This is a genomic window from Streptomyces sp. HUAS YS2 (assembly GCF_033343995.1).
Classification (GTDB): Bacteria; Actinomycetota; Actinomycetes; order Streptomycetales; family Streptomycetaceae; genus Streptomyces; species Streptomyces solicathayae.
Genome location: NZ_CP137573.1, coordinates 5,071,377 through 5,088,078, shown reverse-complemented (window position 1 = coordinate 5,088,078; position 16,702 = coordinate 5,071,377). Strand labels below are relative to the sequence as shown.

The window sequence follows — 16,702 nt, the reverse complement described above, 5'->3', positions numbered from 1 at the left end:
GACAAATGCCCACCAGTGGCCCGGGGTTGGGATTCTTAGGCTCCGCTTAAGGGACGCATCAAGGCGAGCAAAGGTTGAGGGCCGTGATCCCCCGCTCAGCCCCGCCTGCGGCGGGCCGCCCTGCCGCCTCGGCGGCCCCCGGTCGCCCCCGTCCACCGGCCGCCCAGGCCGATCCAGATGCGGACCTCGGTGCCGCCGAGGACCGAGCGGCCGATGCGGACGTCGCCGCCGGTCGCCTCGGCCATGCGGCGGACGATGTCGAGGCCGAGGCCGGTGGAGCCGGCGCGGTCGCCCTTGTTGCCGCGGGCCAGGGCCGCGGTCGGGTCGGCGATGCCGGGGCCGGCGTCCGAGACGAGGACGATCACGGCGTCCTCGCCGTTGTGGACGTCGACGGAGAACGCGGTGCCCTCCGCCGTGTGCCGGAAGACGTTGCCGAGCAGCGCGTCGAGCGCGGCGACGAGTTCGGGGCGGGCGACCGGGATGCGGACCGGGCGCTCGATGCCGGCGACCCGCACCTTGCGGCCCTCGTCCTCGGCGAGCGCGGACCAGAACTCCATCCGCTCCCGGACGACCTCGGAGGCGTCGCAGCCCGCGCCGGGACCGGCCGCCGCGGTCTGCGGCTTGGCCTCGCGGGCGGTGCGGATGATGATGTCGACCTCGCGCTCCAGCTGCTCCACGGCGGCCCTGGTCTGCTCGGCCGCCGGGCCCGAGCCCAGCGAGGCGGCGTTGAGCCGCAGCACGGTCAGCGGGGTGCGCAGCCGGTGCGACAGGTCGGCGGCCAGCTCGCGCTCGTTGGCGAGCAGCCGGACGACCTGGTCGGCCATCGAGTTGAAGGCGACCGCGGCGGACTTCAGCTCGGGCGGCCCCTCCTCGGGCACCCGCGCGCCGAGCCGCCCCTCGCCCAGGTCGTGCGCGGCCCCGGCAAGCCGCTGGGCCGGCTGGACCATCCGTACGCCGAGCCGGTCGGCGACCGCCACGGACCCGACGATCAGCGCGACGCCGACCCCGGCCAGGACCAGCCACGCGGTGGCGACGCCGTTGGACCGCTCGCCCTCGGGCACGAACAGCTCCACGATCGCGACCCGCCCGGAGCCGACCGCGGTCGGCTGGAGCAGCACCGAGCCGCCCGGCACCTCGACGACGGTGGCCCGGCCGAGCCGGCGGGTGGTCCGCAGGTCCTCCTCGGCGGCCCGCCGGGTGCCGATCGCGGCGGCACCCTGTCCGGGCTCGTCGCCGGCCGGGACGTGCACGGCGAGCCGGCCGGCCGCGCCGTCCTCGGTGCTGGCGACGGCCCGGTCCAGTTCCGCGCGGTCGGTGGTGATGGCGAGCACGGGCGCGAGGCCGGAGGCCCGCCGTTCGGCGTTGGAGAAGGCCCGGTCGCTGGCCATCTCCTTGACGACCAGCGCCAGCGGCACGGCGAAGGCGATGACGACCATGGCGGTGACGGCGAGCGACACCTTGACCAGTGCCCATCTCACGGCAGCTGCTCCCGCGGCGGTTCGAGCTTCACGCCCACCCCGCGCAGGGTGTGCAGATAGCGGGGCCGGGCGGCCGTTTCGCCCAACTTCCGCCGCAGCCATGACAAATGCACGTCGATGGTCTGGTCGTCCCCGTACGACTGCTGCCACACCTCGGCCAGCAGCTCCTTGCGCGGTACGACGACCCCGGGCCGGCCGGCCAGGAAGGTCAGCAGGTCGAACTCCCGTCGCGTCAGGTCGAGCGCGGCGCCGTCCAGTTCGGCCTGGCGGCGCAGCGGATCGATGGACAGCCCGCCCACCGTGATGACCCGGCTCGGCGGCGCCTCACCCGCGGACCGCGCGCGGCGCAGCACGGCGGCCATCCGCGCGGACAGGTGCTCCACCGAGAACGGCTTGGTGAGGTAGTCGTCCGCGCCGTCGTTGAGCAGCCGGACGATCTCCGCCTCGTCGTCCCGCGCGGTCGCGATGATCACCGGCACGTCGGTGATGCCGCGCAGCATCTTCAGGGCCTCGGATCCGTCCAGGTCGGGCAGTCCGAGGTCGAGGATGACCACGTCGAACCGGAAATGGGCGACCTCGCGCAGCGCCTCCAGGGCGGTGCCGACGCTCCGTACGGTGTGGGAGGCGTCGGTCAGATGCCGGATGAGGGCCGAGCGCACGAACTGGTCGTCCTCGACCACGAGCACACTTGCCATGGGCGGCACCGTACGCCATCCGGGGGACACGGGTCCGGGGGCGTGGGGCATGATGGCCGCGATGCGAAGAGGACTGGTACACGCCCTGGCGTGGTCGCTCGCCACCGGCGCGGCGGTCACGCTCTCGTGGTGGGGCGTGCACACGGTGATGGCCGGGACGGTGTACGACCCGCCCCTCGCGCTGCCCATCCCGGCGGGCGCGGTGACGCCGGCCGGGGAGCCGAGCACGCCGGTGGCCTCGTCGACGCGGCGGCCCGTCGAGCCCACCCCCCCGGCCACGCGGACCCCGGACACCCCCGCGAAGTCCCCGACGTCCGCGCCGCCGCGCAGACCCACCGCCACGAAGAAGCCGGACAGCGGCCGCGTGAAGAGCTACACCGTGGACGGCGGCCGGGTCGTCTTCGACCTGGGCGACACCTCGGCGGAGCTGGTCACGGCCACCCCGGCCGCCGGCTGGCAGATGCAGGTCTGGAAGCAGCCGACCTGGATCCGGGTCACGTTCACCCGGGACGGCCGCGAGCTGTCGGTCTTCTGCGTCTGGCACGACAGCGCGCCCCGGGTCGAGATCGACGACCGCTGACGTCCGTCCGGGCACCCTTCCGCGGAACCTGCGCGTGCCACGCCGGGACCGCCCCGGGAGCTCTGGTACGACGGCAGCCTCGACGACTCCGAGGAGGGCCCGTGAACGACTACGAGAAGCGGATCGACCGGACCGAGGAGCAGTTCCGGGTGCTCGCGGAGGCAGCGACGCTGCTCATCGAGGCCCGGCGGAAGGCCGCCACGATGATCCGCGACTCGGGGGCGGAGCTGACACCCGACCTGCGTGACTTCGTCGGCCGGCCCTGCATGGCGGAGCTGGAGCACCCGCCGACCCCGCACACCTGCGGGTGCCGGGGCTTCAAGGGTTCCGACAGCTCTTTCTGCATCGGCAAGTGGTTCGACTCCTCGATCCCCGACCTCGGCTCCCCACCCGGGATGCAGGTCTGCGGGCACCCGGACTCGGACCACATCGAGCTCTGAACGACCGGTCGGCCTACCGGAACACCGACGCCGGCGGTACCGGCGAGGGCTTGGCGCTCGCGTCGGTGACCGGGGTCGCGCCGCCGGTGAAGTCGGCGAGCGCGCGGCCGTGTTCGACCCGGCCGGCGTGCGGGTCGCCGGCGACCCGGCGGGTCAGTTCGGCGACGGGCAGCGGGACGTCGGAGGCGAGCAGGACGGCGTTGCCGAAGCGCCGGCCGCGCAGGACGGTCGGGTCGGCGGTGAGCGCCAGCTCGGGGAAGACGGCGGCGGCGGTGGCGATCTGGCCGCGCAGATGCGCGAGCGGCGGGCCGTCGGCCAGGTTGGCCGCGTAGAAGCCGCCGGGCCGCAGCACGCGGCGCACCTCGCCGAGGAACTCGGTGCTGGTCAGGTGGGCGGGCGTACGGGCGCCGCTGAAGACGTCGGCGACGACCAGGTCGGCCCAGCCGTCCTGGACCTTGCCGAGCCCGGCGCGGGCGTCGGTGGAGCGGACCCGGATCCGGGCCCCGGAGTCGAGCGGCAGTTCGCGGCGGACGAGCTGGACCAGGGACCCGTCGAGCTCCACGATCTGCTGGGTGGAGCGGGGCCGGGTCGCGGCGACGTACCGGGCGAGGGTGAAGGCTCCGCCGCCGAGGTGGACGACCTGGAGCGGCCGGTTCGGCGGGGCGACGAGGTCCACGATGTGGCCGAGGCGCCGCTGGTACTCGAAGGAGAGGTGGGCCGGGTCGTCCAGGTCCACGTGCGACTGCGGGGCGCCGTCGATCAGCAGCGTCCAGCCGCGGGGGCGCTCCCGGTCGGGTATGAGTTCGGCGAGGCCGCCGTCGACGGTCTGGACGACGGGTCCGGCGGTCGCCGTCCGGTCGCGCTGCTTGTTCCTTGCCACTTGTCCATTATCGGCATCGAGGACGGACCGCCGCTTATCGGCGTCGAGGAGGGGCAGCCCTCGCCGTCAGTGGCAGCCGTCGGCCGCCTCGATCAGCCGGGCCGCCTCGCCGAGCGCCTCGCGCAGGACGGCCGGGTCGGTGACCGGGTCGGTGTCGCCCGGCGGCAGCAGCCAGTCGGCGGGGCGGGCGGCGCCGTCCCCGGCGTCCCCGGCGGGCACCTCGGGGAGGTCGGGGATGCGCAGGCCGCGCCCCGAGGTCCGGGTACAGGCGCTGCCCGGCATGTCCCAGCCGTCCGCGGTACCGGGCGGCACGAGGAAGCCGAGCGTGTCGCAGCTCCCGTCGTGCAGCACCGGGCCGACCGCGGGGGTGCCGCCGCGGCGCAGGATGTCGACGGCCTCCAGGCCCTGCCGGACCGGGACCGTCACGAGGTCGCAGGGTTCCGCGTGCGGGGCGCTCGCGTCGGGTGTGGGGTCGTGCCGGTCCGCCGTCGTCCGCGGGCCGGTCTCCGTGCCGGTCTCCAACAAGGGGATCCCCTCCTCGTGCCAGAGGAGACACGTTCCGTCTCTCCGCATGGTTCAACGTCCGCGGGCGTCAACGGCTACGGCGGCACGCCGCCGCAAAGGATGGCAGTTCATGGCAGATCGCGGGAGAGGTATCCGATTTGTAGCCAAATTCCGCGTGTGCGGCCGGTCACAGCAGGTACGTTCTTGCCCCGCCGGAACACCGGCAGCACCAGGAGAGGGCTCGGCCATGGCGACGTCACGGGCAGTTCCCAATCTCGCCTTCCGCAGGCTCCGCGGACAGCAGTCGCCCGCGGAGTTCGCCGCGGCGGTCCGCCGGGCGGCGCGGGAGATCGGCGAGCAGGTCGCCTGCGACGCCCGCTACATCGGACGCGTGGAGGCCGGAGAGATCCGCTGCCCCAACTACGCGTACGAGCGGGTGTTCCGGCACATGTTCCCCGGTCTGTCCCTGGCGGACCTGGGCTTCGCGGCGCGGGAGGCGGTGCGCGGGCGGCGGACGAACGCCGCGGCCGGCGCGGCCCCGCCCGCCCGCACCACCCGGAACGATGAGGAGAGCGACGTGCTGCGTCGCGCATTCATGACGAGCGGCACCGCCACCGTGGCGGCCGCTTCGCTGGGACTCGGCGGCAGCGCCGCCGCGATCCCCGCCCCCCGGTCCCCGCACCGGATCGGCGAGGCCGAGGTCAAGGCCGTCGAGGACGCCGTGCGGCGGATCCGGCTGCTCGACGACCGGCACGGCGCCGAGGGCCTCTACAAGGTCGCCGCCCAGCCGTTGCGGGCCGCGTACGCGCTGCTCGACGCGGGCGTCGCGGCCCGCCGCTCGACCGAGGAGCGGCTGCAGTCCGGCGCCGGCGAGCTGGCCATCTCTGTCGGCTGGCTCGCCCACGACTCGGGCCGGCACGAGGACGCCCGCTCGCACTACGCGGAGGCACTGGCCACCGCGCGGGTGGCCGACGATCCGGCCCTGGAGGCGCACGCCTTCTGCAACACCTCGTTCCTGGCCCGCGACGGCGGCCGGTTCCGCGAGGCCGTACGGGCCGCGCAGGCCGGTCTGCGGGCGGCCCGGGTGGTGCCGTCGGCGCGGCTGCACGCGCTGCTGTCGCTGCGCGAGGCCGGCGCCTGGGCGGGGCTCGGCGAGCGGACGTCCTGCGAGCAGGCGTTGGGCCGGGCGCACACGTTCTTCGCCAAGGGCACCTGCGAGGCGGACCCGGAGTGGATGTCGTTCTTCGGCGAACCGGAGCTGGAGGCCCTGGAGGCCCAGTGCTGGTCGGCGCTGGGCGAGCACGGCCGGGCCGCGCGGCACGCCCACCGCGCGACGGTCCTGCAGAACCCGCACTTCGCCCGCAATCTGGCGCTCTACCGGGCGCAGCTCGCCGGTGACCTGGCCCGCGCGGGCCGGCCGGACGAGGCGGCGGTGGAGGCGCGGCGGGTGCTCGCCTCCCTGGAGGGCGTGCAGTCGCACCGGATCCGCCGGATGCTGGAGACCACCCGGCAGGTCCTCGCCTCGTCGTGACCGCCCCGGGCGGCGGCTATGCCTCCAGGTGCCCGGTGTCGTTCCAGCGCTCGATCGCGGGCGCGCCGTACTGCCAGCCGAGCACCGACAGGCTCGTCGGGTCGAGCTTGATCCGGGAGCCGAAGAACACGTCCTCGCCCAGCCAGCGCGCGGCGATCGTGCGCAGGATGTGCCCGTGCGCGAAGACCAGGACGTCCCGGTCCGCCGAGCGCGCCCAGGCCACCACCTCGTCCGCGCGGGCGGCCACGTCCGCGCGGGTCTCGCCCTCCGGCACGCCGTCGGTCCAGAGCAGCCAGCCCGGCTGCCGCTCCTGGATCTGCGCCGGGGTCAGGCCCTCGTACGCGCCGTAGTCCCACTCCATGAGCGCGTCCCAGCGCTCGGCGCGCTCGCCGAAGCCCGCCAGCTCGCAGGTCTCGGCCGCGCGGACCAGGGGGCTGGTGCGGATCTCGACGCCCGGGAGTCCGTCCCAGGCCCCGCGGTGCAGCCGTTCGCCGAGCAGCTTCGCGCCGCGGCGGCCTTCTTCGAGCAGCGGGATGTCCGTCCTGCCGGTGTGCCGGCCCGAGAGCGACCACTCGGTCTGGCCGTGGCGGGCGAGCAGGATGCGCGGTGCCATGAAGACTTCTCCCTGAAATGTCCTCGCATGGGTGCACGAACGTGCACCCTCATCATCCCGCACCCGAACTCCCGTCCGCCTCCGGGCAACCCGTTCCCCCTCCCCCGCGTCTCTTGAAGATCAGGACCGGATGGGGGGACGTACGGATGCCGCTGCCGCGAGGAGCGTCGCTGGGGGTCAGGGAGGGCCGGCCGCGCTGGTGGACGGAGCTGCTGCTGATCGTGGTGGTGTACGCCGCGTACTCGGGCGGCCGGCTGCTCGCGCGCGGCGACGTGACGGCCGCGGTCGACCACGGCCTGGCGATCCTGCGGATCGAGAAGCTGCTGTACCTGAACGCAGAGCACCCGCTCAACCGGCTCTTCACGGCCACCCCGGAGATCGGCATACCCGCCGACTTCGCGTACGCCACGCTGCACTACCTGGTCACCCCGGCCGTGCTCATATGGCTGTTCCGCCGCCGCCCGGCCCACTATCGGGCGGCCCGCACCTGGCTGATGACCTCCACGCTGCTCGGCCTGGTCGGCTTCACGCTGCTGCCGACCTGCCCGCCGCGGCTGCTCGACGCGAGCCACGGCTTCGTCGACACGATGGCGCAGTTCAGCGCGTACGGCTGGTGGGGCGGCGAGGCGAGCGCGCCGCGCGGCCTGGGCGGGCTGACCAACCAGTACGCGGCGATGCCGTCGCTGCACGTCGGCTGGGCGCTGTGGTGCGGCGTGATGCTGTGGCGGTACGGGCGGACGCCGCTGCTCAAGGTCCTCGGCGTGGCCTACCCGCTGCTGACCGTGATCGTGGTCATGGGCACGGCCAACCACTACTTCCTCGACGCGGTCGCCGGCGCGGCCGTGATGGGCCTCGGGCTGCTGCTCGCGGCGCCCGTCATGCGGGGCGCGGACCGGCTCGCACGCCGGTTCACCGCCGGCACCCCGCCCGTACCGTCCCCGATTGTCAGTGCCGGATGCGACACTTCCGCGGGTGAGCGAATCCCTGGGCAGCGCGGTGCGCGGAGCCCCGCAGACGACACTCCGACACCAGCTCGCTGAGCTGCGCGGACCGGCCGTCGTCCCGCGTCCGATGGACGCGCGGGCGCTGGCGGCGCTGGCCGCCAACCCCGGCTGCAAGCGGCGTGCGCTGCTGGACGGCGCGGGGGTCGACAAGGCCGTGCTGGCGGAGCGGCTGGGCTCCCCCGCGGCGTACGGACAGTCCCAGTTCGCGATCATGCGCGGGAACGCCTTCGAGGCGAAGGTGAAGGCCGACGGCGGGCGGGAGCTGCTGCGGCTGCTCGGCGTCGACGACGCGGCCGGGGTCGAGGTGCCCGATCTGGCGGCGGCCGGCCCCGAGGGGCGGGCCGCGCGGACCGCGCTGGCGCTGCGGGAGGCGACCGAGGCCGGGGCGTGGACGCTCCTCGACCATCCACTGCTCGCCCTGGACGTCGCGGGCTCGCCGGTGTTCCTGGAGCCGGACGCGGTGGTGATCGGGCCCGACGGGCGGTGGACGGTCGTCGAGATCAAGTCCTTCCCGATGATCGACGGTGCGGCGGACGCGTCGAAGGTCGGCGCGGCGGCCCGCCAGGCGGCGGTGTACGTGCTGGCCCTGGAGCGGGTCGCGGCGGTGACCGAGGGCGCGCGGGTGGCGCGGTCGGTGCTGCTCGTGTGCCCGAAGGACTTCTCCAACCTTCCGGCGGCGTCCGTGGTCGACGTGCGCAAGCAGGTCTCGGTGACCCGCCGTCAGCTGGACCGGCTCACCCGGATCGAGGACATCGCGGCGGCGCTCCCCGAGGGGCTCACCTTCGACGTGGAGACGTGCACGCCGGAGCAGTTGACCGAGGCGGTGGAGGCGGTGCCGCACGCGTACGCGCCGGAGTGCCTGGCCGCCTGCGAGCTGGCGTTCCACTGCCGGGAGCGGGCCCGCTGCGCCGGGGCCGTGGAGGTACTGGGCCGGTCGGTACGGGGCGAGCTGGGCGGCCTGACGACGATCGGCGCGGTGCTCGACGCGGCGCGCGGACAGGACGGCGACGGGGGCACCCCCTGCTCGGGCGAGGCCGAGAGCTCGGGGGAGGACGACCCGACGGTCGCGGCGGTCCGCCGGGCGCGGGCGCTGCGCGCGGAGGCACTGGAGGCGGGCGCATGTCTCTGATCAGCACGCTGGCCCGGATGGAGGCCGTCGAGGCCGGCCGGGCCCAGCCGCTGGCGACGGTACGCCACCGGCATCTGGCCGAACGGCCCCTCGTCTTCGTCCCGTTGACGACCGCCGGCGAGGCGGGCGCGCCGCTCGGCGCGCTGGTCGGCACGGACCCCGACGAGCCGCGGCTGCTCGTCGTACCGCAGCCGCGCGACCGGGACCTGCGGTTCGCGTTCCTCGCCGAACTGGCCGACGAGATCCTGCCGTACGTGGACTCGTTCGCCGACGGCGTCGAGGCGGTGGAGAAGAACGAGACCGACCCGGAGACCGGCAAGAAGGTCAAGGTCGAGGTCGAACTCTGCTCGGACGCCCCGCAGTTGATCCTGCCGAGCCGGTCCGGCGTGGAGTACGTACGGCTGCTCGGCCGGTCGATGCGGTTCCGGCGGACGGCCGAGCAGGACCCGGAGACGCCGTTCCCGGCGCCGCCGCGGGTGCCGCTGCTCGGCCGCTGGCTGACACACTTCGGGGACCGGGCCAGGGTCCCCGGCTCGTCGCTGCTGCTCGCGGCCACGGACCTGCTGAACCGGCACTGGGCGACCGGCCAGTCCTCCCTGGAGGACCAGCACCTGGGGGCGCTGCTCGCCTGGATCGACGTACCGGACGGGGAATCGGGCGCGGAGGCGGCGCTCCGGGCCGAGCTGGGTCGCGACGCGGCCGGTCAGCTGCTGTGCCCGCCGGCCGGACCGGCGACGGACCCGGCGTTCGACAACCGGCTCCTCGCGCCCGCGATCGAGCGGTACGACCGGGCCCGGCAGGCGCTCGGCACCGCCCAGGACGGCGCGAGCGCGGACGAGCGGCTCGGCGAGCTGCACCGGGCCGAGCGGGAGATCCGCCGGCTGATCGCCACGCAGCTGAAGCCGACGTGGGACGCGGTGTGGCGCGCCGTCGAGCTGCTGCGGGAACTGCCGGAGGGGGCGAGGGTGCCGGACCGCTGGACGCGGGACCGCTGGTCCTTCACCGCCCACCGGGACCGGGTGACGGCAGGCGAGCCGCCCCAGCCGCGCCGGGACGACGCGGTGACCGCGGCCCGGAAACTGGCCGCGCGCGAACAGGCGCAGGGCCAGCTGGAGGCGCAGGAGGCGCTGGACGACCCGCTGGTCCTCGCCGGACGGCGGCTGACCGGAGAGGCTTTCGTGGCGGAGGTCGTGGAGGTCACGATGGCCTGGACGGAGTCGAAGCGCCCCGCGCCCCGGCCGCTGCTCACGGTCCGCACGGAGGACCGGCCGCATCTGGGCGAGGGCGTGAAGGTGTACCGCTCGCTGGACGGCAAACCGCAGACGGCGCAGTTCGCCGGGCATGACGACGACGGCTCGATGGTCCTGCGCATCCTGGACCGCATGGGCCGCGGCAAGGAACCCGCCGAGGGCTCGGTGCCGGAGAAGGGCGAGCGGCTGGCCTGGACGCTGTTCGAGCACGAGGCGCGGGTGGGCGCGAAGCTGCCGGACCCGGAGGAGACACCCTGGACGCACGGCGGCCCGCCGCGTGCGGACGTCGCCGAACTGCCCGACGCCGTGACCCCGGAGGACGTGCTGTGACCTTCGATCCTTCTGCGGAGGCCGCCCGGGCGACGTCCGACATCCTGGCCGGCACGATGCACGGGGACGCGCGGGGTGTCGTGGTCGACTCCCCGCCCGGCGCCGGCAAATCGACGCTGGTGGTCCGCGCCGCACTGGAACTGGCCTCGGCGGGGCGGCCGTTGATGGTCGTCGCGCAGACGAACGCGCAGGTCGACGACCTGGTGCTGCGGCTCGCGGAGAAGGAGCCGGACCTCGAGGTGGGCCGGCTGCACTCCAACGACAGCGACCCGTACGACAAGGCCCTGAACGACCTGGAGCAGGTACGGAAGTCCGCGAAGGCGGGCGACCTGGCCGGGCTGCCGGTGGTGATCTCGACGGCCGCGAAGTGGGCTCACGTGAAGAACGTGGAGCCGTGGGCGCACGCGATCGTCGACGAGGCGTACCAGATGCGCTCGGACGCGCTGCTCGCGGTGGCGGGCCTGTTCGAACGGGCGCTGTTCGTCGGCGACCCGGGGCAGCTGGACCCGTTCTCGGTGGTCGGCGCGGAGCAGTGGGCGGGGCTGTCGTACGACCCGTCCGCTTCGGCGGTGTCGACCCTCCTCGCGCACAACCCCGACCTGCCGCAGCACCGCCTCCCGGTCTCCTGGCGCCTGCCGGCGTCGGCGGCGCCGCTGGTGTCCGACGCGTTCTACCCGTACACGCCGTTCCGCAGCGGGACGGGCCACGGGGACCGGCGGCTGACGTTCGGGGTGCCGTCGGACGGCTCCGGCCCGGACCGGGTCCTGGACGAGGCGGCCGAGTCGGGCTGGGGCCTGCTGGAGCTGCCCGCCCGGCACACGCCCCGGACGGACCCGGAGGCGGTCCGGGCGGTGGCGCTCGTGGTGCGGCGGCTCCTGGACCGGGGCGGCGCGGCGGTGAGCGAGCGGGGCCCCGACCCGGTCCCGCTGACCGCGGACCGGATCGCGGTCGGCACCGCGCACCGCGACCAGGCGGCGGCCGTCCGCGCGGCCCTCGCGGAGGTCGGCGTGACGGGGGTGACGGTGGACACGGCCAACCGGCTGCAGGGCCGCGAGTACGACGTGACGGTCGTCCTCCACCCCCTGTCGGGCCGCCCGGACGCCACGGCCTTCCACCTGGAGACGGGCCGCCTGTGCGTCCTGGCCTCCCGCCACCGCCACGCCTGCATCGTCGTCTGCCGCGCCGGCGTCTCCGACCTCCTCGACGACCACCCGTCGACGGAACCGGTCCAGCTGGGGGTGACGGTGAAGTTCCCGGACGGCTGGGAGGCGAACCACGCGGTCCTCTCCCACCTGGCAGAACACCGCGTGACCTGGTCCCCCTAGCGCGGGGGACGCGGTCTTGCGGGGCGCGGGAGAATGGGAGGTGGCCCGGGTGTCCGGGCCGTGCGTTTGCGAGGAGGAACCACACATGGCGGAACCCGAGCGGAGCGAGCAGCGGCGGCTCCGGCCCGCACCGCTGATCTTCGAGCCTGCCGAGGCCACCGCCGACCCCGAGCACTTCTTCGACCTGGAGTCGATCGAGGACCCGAGGGAGCTGCTGGCCCGTGCGACGGAGCTGGCGAAGGCGTTCCGTGCCGCGACGGACCGCGCGATCGAGTTCCAGGCGATCGCGGCCGCGCAGCTCGCGGACCCGCGCCGGTTCGACCGGCTCACGGACGCGGACATCGCCGACAGGGCGGAGTGGGCGCCGGACTACGCCCGCAAGATGGTCGAGTTCGGCCGCGACCTGATCCGGTCCGGCGGGAAGCCCGCCGAGGACTGACCCGACCTGCGCCGGGGGCCGGGGCCACCGGCCTCTGGCGCGTAGCCCTGGCATATGCCGGGGCGCAAGATACTCCCCCGCACCCCACCCTGTCCGGGTTTCCGGCAACCCGCCGAAACGGTTCGGTCACTCCCGGTAGACCTGAAGTCATGAGCGCATGGCTGCGAGACGAATCCCCCCTGAGCCCGGCCCAGAGCGACATCGACGAGCGCCGGACCGACATCTTCGCGCTGCTCCGTGACGAGGGGCCGCACCACACCGCGCAGGTCACCGCGCCCGGGGCCGGCTGGCTCGCCTCGGCCACGGCCTACCCGCGCTCCACGCTCGCCCTCTGGGAGGCCCGCCCCACCGCGCCGGCGGTCCTGCCCTGCGGCACGGTCTTCGACATCGTCAACGTCCCCGCCGTCTTCGGCCGCCGGATGCTGGACCGGCTCTGGGAGGACGGCCCGGGCTCCGGCCCGGTCGCCGTGCACCGCGGCCGGATGCTGCTCTTCACCGCCCCCGGCACCGCCCACCGCCTGCCGTCCCTGCTGGCGTGGGAGGAGTGGGGCAACGCGGTCCCGCCGCTGCTCTGTCACGGCACCGGTGACGCCGTGACGATCCCCCCGCTGTCCCCGCCGTCCGCCTCCGGCCCGCGCTGGGTCGTGGCCCCGGACACCCGGCAGCCCTGGCTCCCCGGCCCGGAGGTCCTGCTGTGGGCGTGCGTCCGGGCGGTCCGTACCGCCTCGGCCGCCGACGTGCGGGTATCGATTTTTCCTCCCGCCGATCAGGATGCTAAGGTCTACGACGTCAGCAGGCGCCGCTAGCTCAGTTGGTTAGAGCAGCTGACTCTTAATCAGCGGGTCCGGGGTTCGAGTCCCTGGCGGCGCACAGACGGAAGAAGCCCCTCGCGGAAGCGGGGGGCTTCTTCGTGTGCGAGGAGCGCTCGGAGCGCCTCAGTCGCCCTTCTCCGGGAGCGTGATCTTCACCGTCCACGCCCCGCCCGGCGTCCGGTCCACGACCTCCACCCGTACGCCCTCCCCGGGCACGGTGAACGTCTCGCCCTCGGCGACCGGCGCGTCCGCCAGTGGCGGGTACACCGAGCGGTCCCAGCAGTCCTCGGTCCGCGGATGGGCGTCCACGACCTCGATCGGCCCGTCGCCGGACGCCGCCCGGGCCCGGACCCGGTAGACGAGCACGCCCTGGGTACAGGTCTCGGCGTCGTTGCCGGTCGCGCCGCGCGCCTCGATCGCCAGGACCGAGTCCTCCCCGGTCCGTACGACGGCCAGCCGCGTGCCGAGCGAGCCGCCCGCGACCGGCGCAGCGGCCATCGCGTCCAGGCCTACCAGAGTGGTCCCGGTGGTCTGGACGCAGCGCACCTGGCGCCGGTCCAGCCAGCCCAGCTTCCACTTGTGCCAGCCGAAGAGGTCCGGCGCGAGCCCGAACTGGCTGCCCATGACGTCCCAGTCCCCCACGTGCGTGTCCCAGTCGCCCTTGCCGTCCACCGGCCGGTGGTAGAGGTCGGGCAGGTCGAAGACGTGCCCGGTCTCGTGGGCGAGGACGTTCCGGTCGGGCGGGTGGCGCTCGAAGACGGTGACGACGCGCTTGATCTCCTTGCCGTCGACGGTGAGCGGGTCGTCCAGGTTGACGACCTTGGTCGCGTCGGAGTCGACGCCCGGCGCGTCCGGGTCGGCGACCAGGTAGACGATGTCGTACCGGGAGAAGTCGACCTTCCCGTCGGCGGCGGCCAGCGCGTCCCGCAGGTACGCGGTGCGCTTGTCCGTCGCCCAGTCGCGCCGTATGTCGTACGCGGTGGAGTCCCGCGGCATCTCGATCCATTCGCGGCGCGGGTCCGCGCGGAGGGTGAACCGGCCGTACGAGGCCTTCTCGAAGAACTCGCCGGTCGCCGGGAAGTGGTCGGCGGCCAGCTCGTCGGGGCTGAGCAGCGGGGTGGCGTCCGGGAAGGACAGGAAGAGCATGACCGCGTCGAGGGAGTGGACGGGCTTGGGGTAGGCGGTGTTCCAGGTGTCGAGGCCGAGGGAGTGGTGGGCGGCGGTCCGGGGCAGGGCGCACGGGCCGGCCGAGGGCGCGCCCACGGCGGGGCCCGCCACGAGCCCGGTGGCGGCGAGTGCCATGAGGGAGGTGAAGGCCGCCCCACCGGCGCGCAGCCGCGGACGTTCCACTCCCTCGGGTGTCTGCTGACCCTCCACGTAGACCTCCGGCTGCGGCATGCGGGACACCACAACCACCTTGTGCCGATTTCTTGGGATTCGCCCCTTTTCGGTGCCCCAGTCGGGTGAGCCTGCGACGCGCCGGGTGACGCGCGCGGCGCACCGGACGTCACATTCGGTCACGACACCGCAGTCCCCGTGTCACACCCGCGCAGAAACGATCGGGCGGCCTGAGCCGTGGGCATACTCACAACGGCGGGCGGCGTCCACCGCCCGTTCGGAGCTGGAAGGGCCGCGTCGGCAGCCTCTATGATCGGCACACTTTCCATGGCCGACCCCCCGAACAGACCTGTACGGAACGACTGCACTGCGGGAGCGAGCGGTGAGCGGAACCTCCGAAGGACCGGCACACGTACCGCTCTCCACCGCGCCGGGAACCACGCATCCGATCACGGAGCGTCATCACGACACCCTGATCGAGGAGTCGGCCGACGCCCGGCGGCGGGCGGCCGAACTGCGCGACTACCGGGCCGCGTTCCGCGCCGCCCAGCTGGCGATGGCGGTGGTGGACCGCGAGGGCGTGGTGGTGGCGGCGAACGAGGCGCTCGGCTCGCTGCTCGGCACCGACCCGGGCTCGCTGCACGACCAGGCCGCGGCCGACCTCGTCGACCTGGCGTCGGACGGCCGGACCTGGCACGCGTACCGCGAGGTGCTGCGCGGCCGGCGCTCGCGGTTCCGCTGTACGCGGCGGCTGAAGCACCCCGACGGACGCTCGCTGTGGGCGGAGGTCACGGTGGCCCCGGCGGCGGACAGCGGACGGGTGCTGCTGTCGATCGCGGACATCAGCGACCGGCGCGAACTCCAGGCGCGGCTGCGGCATCTGCAGATGCACGACCCGGTGACGCGGCTGCCGAACCGGACGTTGTTCTTCGAACGGCTGGCGGTGGCGCTGGAGACGGCGGCCCAGCAGGCGGCCGAGGACGGGACCGAGAGCGCGATCGACGCGGCGTACCACGCGCACCGGCCGCGCCGATCACATCAACCGCACCAGCCCCATCAGCCCCACCAGCCGTACGGGCTTGGCGAAACGGGGCGGATCGGCCTGATCTACCTGGACCTCGACGGCTTCAAGGCGGTCAACGACACGATGGGCCACCGGGTCGGCGACCGGCTGCTCGCCGCGGTCGCCGCGCGGCTGACCGAGTGCGCGGACAACGACGGGTACACCAGGAGCGGCGGGCATCTCGTGGCGCGGCTCGGCGGCGACGAGTTCGCGATCCTGGTCGAGGACTCCACCGGCACCGAGCAACTGGCCGATCTGGCCCAGTCGGTGCTCTGCGCGCTGCAGCAGCCGTTCGACCTGGCCGGGCAGCGGCTGTCGGTCTCGGCCTCGATCGGCGTGGTCGAACGGGCGGCGCACGGCACGACGGCGACGGGCCTGATGCAGGCCGCGGACACCACGCTGTACTGGGCGAAGGCGGACGGCAAGGCCCGCTGGACGCTGTTCGACCCGGAGCGCAACGCGCACCGGATGACCCGGCAGGCGCTCTCCTCGACACTGCGCCCGGCGGTGGAGCGCGGGGAGTTCGCGCTGGAGTACCAGCCGCTGGTGGGCATGGCCGACGGAGCCGTGAACGGGGTGGAGGCGCTGGTGCGCTGGAATCACCCGCAGTTCGGGACACTTGCGCCGAATCGGTTCGTCGGGATCGCCGAGGAGGACGGCTCGATCGTCGAGCTGGGCCGGTGGGTGCTGCGCACCGCGTGCCGCCAGGCCCGGCAGTGGCAGCAGGAACACCCCGGCGAGCAGCCGCTGTTCGTGAGCGTGAACGTGGCGGTCCGCCAGGTCTGGGACTCGGACCTGGTCGCGGACGTGGCGGGCATCCTCACGGAGACGGGCCTGGCCCCGCACCTGCTCCAGCTGGAGCTGACCGAGTCCGCGGTGATGGGCTCGGCGGGCCGCCCGCTCCAGGCGCTCCAGGCGCTGAGCGACATGGGCGTACGGATCGCGATCGACGACTTCGGTACGGGCTACTCGAACCTCGCGTACCTCAGCCGCCTCCCGGTCTCCGTCCTGAAGCTGGACGGTTCGTTCGTCCGCGGCTTCCAGGACGAGGCGCACGCGAACCCGGCGGACGAGCTGATCGTCGAGGCCCTGGTCCACCTCGCCCACCGCCTGGGCCTCACGGTCACCGCGGAGTGCGTCGAGACCTCCGGTCAGGCGACCCGGCTGCGCCGCATCGGCTGCGACACCGGCCAGGGCTGGCTCTACTCCCGTGCCGTCCCGCCGGACCGCATCGCCGAGCTCATCGGCGTCGCACCGCTGCCGGTCTGAGCCACCCGTCCGCCCCGCCGGT

16 protein-coding genes and 1 tRNA gene are annotated in these 16,702 nt (G+C 74.3%); 11 read left to right on the top strand and 6 right to left on the bottom strand.

All coding sequences use genetic code 11. The features are described 5' to 3' along the window. Nucleotides 1–95: 95 nt before the first annotated feature. Nucleotides 96–1,478 carry a HAMP domain-containing sensor histidine kinase gene (locus tag R2D22_RS23590; protein ID WP_318106648.1) on the bottom strand — a complete coding sequence of 461 codons (1,383 nt, stop codon included), beginning with the start codon at nt 1,476–1,478 and terminating at the stop codon, nt 96–98. Then, entirely contained in the window at nt 1,475–2,173 is a 699-nt protein-coding gene (locus tag R2D22_RS23585; RefSeq protein ID WP_318106647.1) for a response regulator transcription factor, read from the bottom strand. The genes R2D22_RS23590 and R2D22_RS23585 overlap by 4 nt, the downstream gene beginning before the upstream one ends. Nucleotides 2,174–2,225: 52 nt before the next feature. Between R2D22_RS23585 and R2D22_RS23580 the strand changes: the two genes are divergently transcribed. Together R2D22_RS23580 and R2D22_RS23575 are read left to right on the top strand one after the other, a co-directional pair. Then, the gene (locus tag R2D22_RS23580; RefSeq protein WP_318109951.1) at nt 2,226–2,753 is read left to right on the top strand and encodes a hypothetical protein; all 528 of its coding nucleotides are present in this window, start codon (nt 2,226–2,228) and stop codon (nt 2,751–2,753) included. A 101-nt stretch (nt 2,754–2,854) separates the two neighbouring features. After that, nucleotides 2,855–3,193 (top strand): DUF6422 family protein, encoded by a 339-nt coding sequence (locus R2D22_RS23575; protein WP_318106646.1) that lies wholly within the window; start codon nt 2,855–2,857, stop codon nt 3,191–3,193. 13 nt (nt 3,194–3,206) lie between these two features. On the opposite strand, the gene R2D22_RS23570 is transcribed toward R2D22_RS23575, so the two are convergent. Both R2D22_RS23570 and R2D22_RS23565 read right to left on the bottom strand, forming a co-directional pair. Further along, nucleotides 3,207–4,073: a spermidine synthase gene (locus tag R2D22_RS23570; RefSeq protein WP_318106645.1), complete on the bottom strand. Its 867-nt coding sequence runs from the start codon at nt 4,071–4,073 to the stop codon at nt 3,207–3,209. 66 nt (nt 4,074–4,139) lie between these two features. Continuing rightward, nucleotides 4,140–4,598 (bottom strand): hypothetical protein, encoded by a 459-nt coding sequence (locus R2D22_RS23565; RefSeq protein WP_318106644.1) that lies wholly within the window; start codon nt 4,596–4,598, stop codon nt 4,140–4,142. 226 nt (nt 4,599–4,824) lie between these two features. On the opposite strand from R2D22_RS23565, the gene R2D22_RS23560 reads away from it, so the two are divergent. After that, a complete protein-coding gene (locus R2D22_RS23560; protein ID WP_318106643.1) occupies nt 4,825–6,108 on the top strand; it encodes an NsdA family TPR-like regulatory protein in 1,284 nt (427 codons plus the stop codon). Nucleotides 6,109–6,124: 16 nt separating this feature from the next. Here R2D22_RS23560 and R2D22_RS23555 read toward each other — a convergent pair whose 3' ends face one another. Next, complete coding sequence (locus R2D22_RS23555) at nt 6,125–6,721, bottom strand: histidine phosphatase family protein (RefSeq protein WP_318106642.1); 597 nt, start codon at nt 6,719–6,721, stop codon at nt 6,125–6,127. A 146-nt stretch (nt 6,722–6,867) separates the two neighbouring features. Between R2D22_RS23555 and R2D22_RS23550 the strand changes: the two genes are divergently transcribed. The 7 genes from R2D22_RS23550 to R2D22_RS23520 all read left to right on the top strand — a co-directional run bounded on the left by R2D22_RS23550 (nt 6,868) and on the right by R2D22_RS23520 (nt 13,068). Then, on the top strand, nt 6,868–7,761 hold the full coding sequence (locus R2D22_RS23550; RefSeq protein ID WP_318106641.1) for a phosphatase PAP2 family protein: 894 nt from the start codon (nt 6,868–6,870) through the stop codon (nt 7,759–7,761). Further along, a complete protein-coding gene (locus R2D22_RS23545) occupies nt 7,694–8,854 on the top strand; it encodes a hypothetical protein (protein ID WP_318106640.1) in 1,161 nt (386 codons plus the stop codon). The genes R2D22_RS23550 and R2D22_RS23545 overlap by 68 nt, the downstream gene beginning before the upstream one ends. Further along, a complete protein-coding gene (locus R2D22_RS23540; protein ID WP_318106639.1) occupies nt 8,845–10,434 on the top strand; it encodes a hypothetical protein in 1,590 nt (529 codons plus the stop codon). The genes R2D22_RS23545 and R2D22_RS23540 overlap by 10 nt, the downstream gene beginning before the upstream one ends. 56 nt (nt 10,435–10,490) lie before the next feature. Next, complete coding sequence (locus R2D22_RS23535; protein WP_318109950.1) at nt 10,491–11,759, top strand: AAA domain-containing protein; 1,269 nt, start codon at nt 10,491–10,493, stop codon at nt 11,757–11,759. An 85-nt stretch (nt 11,760–11,844) separates the two neighbouring features. Further along, nucleotides 11,845–12,198 carry a hypothetical protein gene (locus tag R2D22_RS23530; RefSeq protein WP_318106638.1) on the top strand — a complete coding sequence of 118 codons (354 nt, stop codon included), beginning with the start codon at nt 11,845–11,847 and terminating at the stop codon, nt 12,196–12,198. Between the two features lie 149 nt (nt 12,199–12,347). Next, nucleotides 12,348–13,004, top strand: coding sequence for a bifunctional DNA primase/polymerase (locus tag R2D22_RS23525; RefSeq protein WP_318106637.1), 657 nt, complete (start codon nt 12,348–12,350; stop codon nt 13,002–13,004). Then, a tRNA-Lys gene (locus R2D22_RS23520) sits at nt 12,995–13,068 on the top strand. Before R2D22_RS23525 ends, R2D22_RS23520 begins: the two co-directional genes overlap by 10 nt. Nucleotides 13,069–13,133: 65 nt before the next feature. Here R2D22_RS23520 and R2D22_RS23515 read toward each other — a convergent pair. Then, the gene (locus R2D22_RS23515) at nt 13,134–14,408 is read right to left on the bottom strand and encodes a M6 family metalloprotease domain-containing protein (RefSeq protein ID WP_411977159.1); all 1,275 of its coding nucleotides are present in this window, start codon (nt 14,406–14,408) and stop codon (nt 13,134–13,136) included. A gap of 322 nt (nt 14,409–14,730) precedes the next feature. On the opposite strand from R2D22_RS23515, the gene R2D22_RS23510 reads away from it, so the two are divergent. After that, nucleotides 14,731–16,680 (top strand): putative bifunctional diguanylate cyclase/phosphodiesterase, encoded by a 1,950-nt coding sequence (locus tag R2D22_RS23510; protein WP_318106636.1) that lies wholly within the window; start codon nt 14,731–14,733, stop codon nt 16,678–16,680. The last annotated feature ends 22 nt before the right edge of the window (nt 16,681–16,702 follow it).